This is a genomic window from Brevundimonas sp., assembly GCF_031082345.1.
In the GTDB taxonomy this organism is placed as follows: domain Bacteria; phylum Pseudomonadota; class Alphaproteobacteria; order Caulobacterales; family Caulobacteraceae; genus Brevundimonas.
Window position 1 is genome coordinate 1 of the sequence record NZ_JAVHLH010000118.1, and the last position, 8460, is coordinate 8460.

An 8460-nucleotide genomic window follows, 5' to 3' on the forward strand; every position below is an offset into this window, starting at 1 on the left:
GCCGGCGGCCCCCGCAGCGCCCGCGGCGCCGGCCTCCAAGCGCGTGGGCGCCGTCGCCTCGATGGTCATGCTGCTGGTCGGCGCCACGGCGCTGTCAACCGCCGCGGTGATGTATCTGGTCACCGGCGAGCAGAATCCGGCCCTGACCTGGGGCTTCGGCGGCCTGCTGGCGACGGTGATCGGCATCTCGCTGTGGATCGCCCGCAGCACCGCCTCGTCGGTGATCCCCAAGAAGAGTTTCTGGCTGCTGGCGCTGGGCGCGGCCTCGTCGTCGATCTGCGGCTACGGCGTCGCCGGCTGGCTGCCGCTGTTCTTCATGCGCAGCTTCGGCCTGACCCTGGGTCAGACGGCCTGGTACTACGCCGGCATCGCCATGGTCGGGGGCACGCTCGGCATCTGGATGGGCGGCTTCATCGCCGACAAGCTGTCGAAGCGCGGCAAGGGCGCCTATCCGTTGACGCCGGCGATCGCCTTCCTGATCTCGGCACCCTGCTTCATCCTGGCGATGAACTCACCGTGGCTGATCGGTCTGATCTTCCCGGGCGGCGGCACCAACGCCCAGCAGCTGATCGTCGCCTTCCTGATCTTCCTGATCCCGACCGGCCTGAACCTGGCCTGGCTGGGACCGGTCACGGCGGCCGTGCAGCATCTGGTTCCGGCCGGGATGCGGTCGACGGCCTCGGCCCTGTTCCTGCTGATCAACAACCTGCTGGGGATCGCGGTCGGCTTCTACTATTTCGGCTGGATGAGCGACCTGCTGGCCCCGCGCTTCGGCGACGAGAGCCTGCGCTGGGCGATCTACACCGGGATGGGCTTCTATCTGCTGGCCGCCGTGCTGCTGATCGGCGCCTCGCGGACCCTGAAGCGCGACTGGGTGGATTGAGGCCGAAGCCGGCCCCGTCCCAGCCATATTGACGCTGTTTTTCGGGTCAGACTGACCTCGATCCCCGGGCTCGCGCCCGGTCCTCCCCCTGTCACATGAGAGTACGATTTCGATGATCGCCACGCTTCTGTTCGCCGCCGCCGTGACGAGCGCCGCGCCCGCGCCCGCCGCCGACGACTTCAAGGCCCTGTGCCTCGCCACCAAGGGCGATGTCGCCGCCGTGACCGCCGCCACCGCGGCCCAGGGCGCCTGGTCGAGCCCGGTCCAGCAGGACGGGCTGACCGTCTGGACCCACGCCGGCGAAGGCGTGGAGCGCAATCTGGTGGTCGGCGAACAGGCCGCTCCGGACGGCCGGCGCCTGGCCTGCATGCTCACCAGCCAGCCGGCCCAGCCGGAGCTGACCGCCGGAATCGCCGGCGTGCTGGGCGGCGTGTCGATGGCCGTCGAGGGCAACCCGGGCCTGTACGCCTATGCGCCCGACACGGACGCCTATCGCGCCGGCGACGTGACCTTCGTCCAGGTCACCAGCGAGCCGGACAGCACCAGCCTGACCGCCATCCGGCCGATCAAATAGGCGGGCGCCGGGCCGACCGCGGCCCGGTCCACCCAAATGTAGCAGCGCCCCTCGCCTGACCGGCGGGGGGCGTTTCGCTGTCCGGCGCCCGCTGCCGGTTGCACCCGCGAAGGCCGGGGTCCTATAAGCGCCCGACTCTCCCCCGAAGGCGGCATCCATGAACATTCACGAGTATCAGGCCAAGCAGGTCCTGAAGGGTTTCGGCGCACCGGTCGCGGCCGGCGTGGCCATCACCTCGGTCGACGAGGCCGAAGCGGCGGCGAAGTCGCTGCCCGGGCCCCTGTATGTCGTGAAGTCCCAGATCCACGCCGGCGGGCGCGGCAAGGGCAAGTTCAAGGAACTGGGCCCCGACGCCAAGGGCGGCGTGCGTCTGGCGAAGACGATCGAGGAGGTCGTGGCCCATGCCAGGGAGATGCTGGGCAACACCCTGGTGACGGCCCAGACCGGCGAGGCCGGCAAGCAGGTCAACCGCCTGTACATCGAGGACGGCGCCGACATCGACCGCGAGCTGTACTGTTCGCTGCTGGTCGACCGTCAGTATGGCCGCATCGCTTTCGTCGTCTCGACCGAGGGCGGCATGGACATCGAGGCCGTGGCCCACGACACGCCCGAGAAGATCCAGACCATCGTCATCGACCCGGAAGCCGGCGTGACCGAGGGCGACGTGGCGAAGATCAACGCCGCCCTGAAGCTGGACGGAGCGGCCGCCCAGGACGGCGAGACCCTGTTCCCGACGCTGTACCGGGCCTTCGTCGACAAGGACATGTCGATGCTGGAGATCAACCCGCTGATCGTGATGGAGAACGGCCGCCTGCGCGTGCTGGACGCCAAGGTCAGCTTCGACGGCAACGCCCTGTTCCGCCACGAGGACATCAAGGCGCTTCGCGACGAGACCGAGGAAGACGCCAAGGAGATCGAGGCCTCGGAATGGGACCTCGCCTATGTCGCCCTCGACGGCAACATCGGCTGCATGGTCAACGGCGCCGGCCTGGCCATGGCGACGATGGACATCATCAAGCTGTACGGCAAGGAGCCCGCCAACTTCTGCGACGTCGGCGGCGGCGCCTCCAAGGAAAAAGTCGCCGCGGCCTTCAAGATCATCACCGCCGACCCGGCCGTGCAGGGCATCCTGGTCAACATCTTCGGCGGCATCATGCGCTGTGACGTCATCGCCGAGGGCGTGGTCGCGGCGGTCAAGGAAGTGGGCCTGAAGGTGCCGCTGGTCGTGCGCCTGGAAGGCACCAATGTCGACGAGGGCAAGCGCATCCTCAACGAGTCGGGCCTGGCCATCACCGCGGCCGACGACCTCGACGACGCCGCCCAGAAGATCGTCGCGGCGGTCGGCTGATGCCGGCGGCGCTCGCCCTCGCAGTTGCGCTGGCCGGACCCGCGGCTCTTCCGCCTCGCAACGCCGAGGTCGTCCAGCTGCTGCGCGACGCCTGCGTGACGACGGAAATGCGTCGCGATGCATTTGAACAACTGGCCCGCTCGCGGCGATGGGTATCTGCCAGCCGTCGTTCTGAAAGCGCGTCCGGCGGGTGGAGCGTCATGTACCGGGCGGGCGACGCCGTGGTGATGCTGGTCAATGCCGGCGCGATCGGCGACGGGGATCGCTCGGTCGGGTCTGTCTGCACGGTAGGTGTGCAGGACCCGGAAGACGGCCTTTCCGGCGCGGTCGGGGTGCTCGCAGAAAGTCTCGGCCTGACGGCGGAAACCGAACCTCTCCAGCTGGGTGGCGAGGGCACGCGGGCATGGTCCACCTTGGGTCGACATACGCTGATCTATTCCACCGCTCACTCCGGCCCGGCGGTATCCATCTCCCTTTCGCGCCAGTACGTTGTGGAGGGCCCGGCCCCCGCCGTGTCCGCCGGAGGCCAGTAGGATGCACGGGCAATTCGAGACCCTCGTCAACGCAGGTCAGGGCTGATGCCTCGCCGTTCGATCTTCGCCCTGGCGCTGGCGGCGGCGCTCGGCCTGAGCGCCGGCGCGGCCGCGGCCGACGAGTCCTTCGCCCTTTTCAAGGCCATGTGCCTCGACACCGACGCCGACGCCGCGAGGGCTCATGCGACCGCCGAGGCGGCGGGCTGGGGCGAGATCCCGGCCGCGCGACTGCAGGAGCTCGCGGACGCGACCCGGGCGGTCGACGCCCGCGGCAGACTGGCCGCCACCCCCAACGGGATCTTCGTGCTGATGACCGGCCTGTCCGCCGACAGCGACGCCGAACTCGCCACCGTCGTCTGCAACGTCTTCGGCTTCCGGCAGGCCCAGGTCTGGGATGCGTCGCCCGAGATCGAGCAGTGGGTCGGCCTGCCGCCGAGCCGGGTCGAGGGCCCGCTGCGCATGTGGACCTGGGAAATTCGGGAGGGCCGGAAGGTCGCTCCGGCCCCCGACGCCCCGCTCGCCGCGGGCTATGCGATCCTCGCCACCAGCCAGGCGACCAGCTTCCGGTACGAACTGGCCCGAACCCGTCCGGCGAACTGACTTTCAGCGCGACCGACCCCCTTCAGATCACCTTCCGAGAACCTCATGTCCATCCTCGTCGACAAGAACACCAAGGTCATCGTCCAGGGCCTGACCGGCAAGACCGGCACCTTCCACACCGAGCAGGCGCTTCGCTACTACGGCACCAAGATGGTCGGCGGCGTGCACCCCAAGAAGGGCGGCGAGCTGTGGCACGGGTCGGAGGGCGAGACCCTGCCGATCTTCGCCTCGGTGGCCGAAGGCAAGGAAGCGACCGGCGCCGACGCGACCGTGATCTATGTCCCGCCGGCGGGGGCCGCGGACGCCATCATCGAGGCCATCGACGCGGAGATGCCCTTCATCACCTGCATCACCGAGGGCATTCCGGTGCTGGACATGGTGCGGGTCAAGGCGCGGCTGGACCGGTCGAAGTCCCGCCTGCTGGGCCCCAACTGCCCCGGCATCCTGACCCCCGAAGAGTGCAAGATCGGCATCATGCCGGGCTCGATCTTCAAGAAGGGCAATGTGGGCATCGTCTCGCGCTCGGGCACCCTGACCTATGAGGCGGTGTTCCAGACCACCAACGAGGGCCTGGGCCAGACCACGGCCGTCGGCATCGGCGGCGACCCGGTCAAGGGCACCGAATTCATCGACGTGCTGGAGCTGTTCCTGGCCGACCCCGAGACCCAGTCGATCGTCATGATCGGCGAGATCGGCGGCGGGGCCGAGGAGGACGCGGCCCAGTTCCTGATCGACGAGGCGAAGCGCGGCCGCAGCAAGCCGATGGTCGGCTTCATCGCCGGCCGCACCGCGCCCAAGGGCCGCACCATGGGCCACGCGGGCGCCGTCGTCTCGGGCGGCAAGGGCGACGCCGAGTCCAAGATCGCGGCCATGGAAGCCGCCGGCATCCGCGTCTCGCCGTCGCCGGCGCGGCTGGGCTCGACCCTGGTGGAAGTGCTGAAGGGCTGACCGGATTGTCGTCCCGGGTCGCCGCCGGGCGGCGTCCGGGATGACAAGACCAATGTCACACCTGTGTGGCACGAAACCGGTGAAATTTGTCGAATTCCCGCGAATTTCCGCCCTTTCGCCCCCATTCGGTCATGACCCATAAGGAAACAGCGCCTATATCAGCAGCGCCGGCATCGCGCAGACGTGCGCGGCCGCCCCTAGGGACGTGACGAGAACAATGGCGGACGATGCCGGTCGGCTGAACCAGGTCTTTGCCGAGACCAGCTTCCTGTATGGCTCCAACGCCTCGTTCATCGAGGACCTGCACGAGAAATGGGCCGCCGATTCGGCCTCCGTGTCCGGCGAATGGCGCGCCTTCTTCGACCAGTTGCGCGACAACGCCGAGACGGTGAAGGCCGCCGGCGCCGCGGGGGCATGGGGCCGCTCCGGCGTGACCGAGCCGACCGAGGAAGCCGCCGTTTTCGACGGCCGCTGGCCGGCCCCGAAGCCGGACCCGAAGAAGGCGGCGTCCGCGAAGGCGGTCGAGGTCCCCGCTCCGACCGGCGTGTCGAGCGAGGCCATCCGCGCCGCGGCGCATGACTCGATCCGGGCCCTGATGCTGATCCGCAGCTATCGCGTGCGCGGCCACCTGCAGGCGACGCTGGATCCGCTTGGTATCGAGCAGCCGAACGAGAACCCGGAGCTGACGCCGGAATTCTACGGCTTCTCGGAAGCCGACATGGATCGGCCGATCTTCCTCGACGGCGTGCTGGGACTGGAGACCGGCACCATCCGCGAAGTGCTGGCGCTGCTGAAGCGCACCTACTGCGGCCACGTCGGCATCCAGTTCATGCACATCGCCGAGCCGGAGGAGAAATCCTGGCTGCAGGCGCGCTTCGAGGGCGCCGACAAGTTCGAGCAGAACGCCTTCACCCAGGAAGGCAAGCTGGCCATCCTGAACAAGCTGATCGAGGCCGAGGGCTTCGAGCGCTTCCTGCACAAACGCTTTCCCGGGACCAAGCGGTTCGGCCTCGACGGCGGCGAGGCCATGGTCCCGGCGCTGGAGCAGATCATCAAGCGCGGCGGCGCCCTGGGGGTCGACGAGATCGTGCTGGGCATGGCCCACCGCGGGCGGCTGAACACCCTTGCGGCGGTGATGGGCAAGCCCTATCGCGCCATCTTCCACGAGTTCCAGGGCGGCTCGACCGTGCCTTCGGACATCGAGGGTTCGGGCGACGTCAAATACCACATGGGCGCCAGCTCGGACCGCGAGTTCGACGGCAACAAGGTGCACCTGTCGCTGACGGCCAACCCGTCGCACCTCGAAATCGTCAATCCGGTGGTGCTGGGCAAGGCGCGCGCGAAACAGGCCTTCGACATCCGCGAGGCCAACGCCGGCAAGCCCGAGGAGCAGTGGGCGCTGGACCGCTCCAAGGTCGTGCCGCTGCTGATCCACGGCGACGCCGCCTTCGCCGGCCAGGGCGTGGTGGCCGAGTGCTTCGCCCTGATGGGGCTGAAGGGCTACCGCACCGGCGGGACGATCCATTTCGTCGTCAACAACCAGATCGGCTTCACCACCAGCCCGCGCAACAGCCGCAGCTCGCCCTATCCGTCGGACGTGGCCCTGATGGTCCAGGCGCCGATCTTCCACGTCAACGGCGACGACCCGGAGGCGGTGGTGTTCGCCGCCAAGGTGGCCACCGAGTTCCGGCAGAAATTCCACAAGGACGTGGTGGTGGACATGTTCTGCTACCGCCGCTTCGGCCACAACGAGGGCGACGACCCGACCTTCACCCAGCCGCTGATGTATTCGAAGATCCGCGCCCTGCCGTCGACCCGCGAGATCTACGCCGAGCGCCTCATCGCCGAGGGCGTGACCAGCCAGGCCGAGGTCGACGCCGAAGTCGCGCGCTTCGAGGCCTTCCTCGACGCCGAGTTCGAGGCCGGCAAGACCTTTGAGGCCAAGAAGGCCGACTGGATGGATGGCCAGTGGACCGGCATCGGCCAGCCCGACGGCGAGGAGCGCCGCGGCGAAACCTCGGTGCCGGCGGCGACGCTGAAGGACCTCGGGCATCGGCTGACCCGGCTGCCGAACGACGTCGACATGCACAAGACGCTGAAGCGCGTCATGGACGGCCGGCGCGAGATGATCGCGACCGGCGAGAATATCGACTGGGCCACGGCCGAGAGCCTGGCCTTCGCCTCGCTGCTGGACGAGGGCTTCCCGGTCCGTCTGTCGGGCCAGGACTCGGTGCGCGGCACCTTCAGCCAGCGCCATTCGGGCATCGTCGACCAGACCACCGAGGCCCGCTACGTCCCGCTGAACAACCTGTCCGGCGGCCAGGCCCAGTTCGAGGTGATCGACTCGGCCTTGTCGGAAGAGGCGGTGCTGGGCTTCGAATACGGCTACGCCGTCACCGACCCCAACACCTTGGTGATGTGGGAGGCCCAGTTCGGCGACTTCGTGAACGGGGCCCAGGTGGTGATCGACCAGTTCATCACCTCCGGCGAGCGCAAATGGCTGCGCATGTGCGGCCTGACCATGCTGCTGCCGCACGGCTACGAGGGACAGGGGCCGGAACATTCGTCGGCGCGGCTGGAGCGCTTCCTGCAGCAGTGCGCCGAGGACAATATCCAGGTCGCCAACTGCACCACCCCGGCCAACTATTTCCACATCCTGCGCCGCCAGATGCATCGGCCGTTCCGCAAGCCGCTGATCATCATGACGCCCAAGAGCCTGCTGCGGCACAAGAAGGCGGTCTCGACCCTCGCCGACATGGCCGAGGGCAGCTCGTTCCACCGGGTGCTGCACGACGACGCCCAGACGCGGCCCGAGGTCGCCGGGATCAGGATCAAGGCGGACAAGGACATCCGCCGCGTCGTGCTGTGCTCGGGCAAGGTCTATTACGACCTGCTGGACCGGCGCGAGAAGGATGTGGCCGAGGGCAAGGGCGGGGACGACGTCTATCTGATGCGGCTGGAGCAGTTCTATCCGTGGCCGATGAAGTCGCTGATGACGGAACTGGCCCGCTTCCCCGACGCTGAACTGGTGTGGTGCCAGGAAGAGCCGAAGAACATGGGCGGCTGGACCTTCGTCGATCCGTGGCTGGAGCTGACGCTGGACAAGATGGACGTGAAGGCGAAACGGGCCCGCTATGTCGGTCGTCCGGCCTCGGCCTCGACCGCGGCGGGCCTGATGAGCCGGCACCTGAAAGAACTCGACGCCTTCCTGACCGACGCCTTCGCCTGATAGGCGTAGGGTACACCTGACCTGAACGAGACCTGGACCGCACCATGGCCGACATCCTGACCCCCGCCCTCGGCGAATCCGTCACCGAAGCCACCATCGGCAAGTGGACGAAGAAGGCCGGCGATCCGGTCAAGAAGGACGAGGTCCTGGTCGAGCTGGAGACCGACAAGGTCTCGCTGGAGGTGGTGTCGCCCGCCGATGGCGTCCTGTCCGAGATCAAGGCCCCCGACGGCGAGACCGTGACCCCGGGCGCCGTGCTGGGGGTGGTCACCGAGGGCGCGGCCGCCGCGCCGTCCGCCGAAGCCCCGAAGACTGAAGCCAAAGCCGCGCCCGCGCCGAAGGCCG

Annotated in this window: 7 protein-coding genes and 1 pseudogene; all 8 read left to right on the forward strand. The window is 68.4% G+C overall.

Annotation, left to right across the window (positions count from 1 at the left end; genetic code table 11):
• Positions 1-883, forward strand: a pseudogene (locus tag RDU12_RS08975) (MFS transporter); the annotation flags it as partial.
• Between the two features lie 112 nt (positions 884-995).
• Complete coding sequence (locus tag RDU12_RS08980; protein ID WP_300292368.1) at positions 996-1457, forward strand: hypothetical protein; 462 nt, start codon at positions 996-998, stop codon at positions 1455-1457.
• Between the two features lie 157 nt (positions 1458-1614).
• Positions 1615-2805 (forward strand): ADP-forming succinate--CoA ligase subunit beta, encoded by a 1191-nt coding sequence (gene sucC, locus RDU12_RS08985; RefSeq protein WP_300292370.1) that lies wholly within the window; start codon positions 1615-1617, stop codon positions 2803-2805.
• A complete protein-coding gene (locus RDU12_RS08990; RefSeq protein WP_300292372.1) occupies positions 2805-3338 on the forward strand; it encodes a hypothetical protein in 534 nt (177 codons plus the stop codon). Before sucC ends, RDU12_RS08990 begins: the two co-directional genes overlap by 1 nt.
• Before the next feature lie 45 nt (positions 3339-3383).
• On the forward strand, positions 3384-3938 hold the full coding sequence (locus RDU12_RS08995; protein WP_308684471.1) for a hypothetical protein: 555 nt from the start codon (positions 3384-3386) through the stop codon (positions 3936-3938).
• A 45-nt stretch (positions 3939-3983) separates the two neighbouring features.
• Complete coding sequence (sucD, locus tag RDU12_RS09000) at positions 3984-4886, forward strand: succinate--CoA ligase subunit alpha (RefSeq protein WP_300291493.1); 903 nt, start codon at positions 3984-3986, stop codon at positions 4884-4886.
• Positions 4887-5103: 217 nt separating this feature from the next.
• Positions 5104-8115 (forward strand): 2-oxoglutarate dehydrogenase E1 component, encoded by a 3012-nt coding sequence (locus RDU12_RS09005; RefSeq protein WP_300291491.1) that lies wholly within the window; start codon positions 5104-5106, stop codon positions 8113-8115.
• A 44-nt stretch (positions 8116-8159) separates the two neighbouring features.
• Positions 8160-8460, forward strand: a 301-nt coding sequence (locus tag RDU12_RS09010; RefSeq protein ID WP_308684472.1) for a biotin/lipoyl-containing protein, incomplete at its 3' end; no start/stop codon positions are given.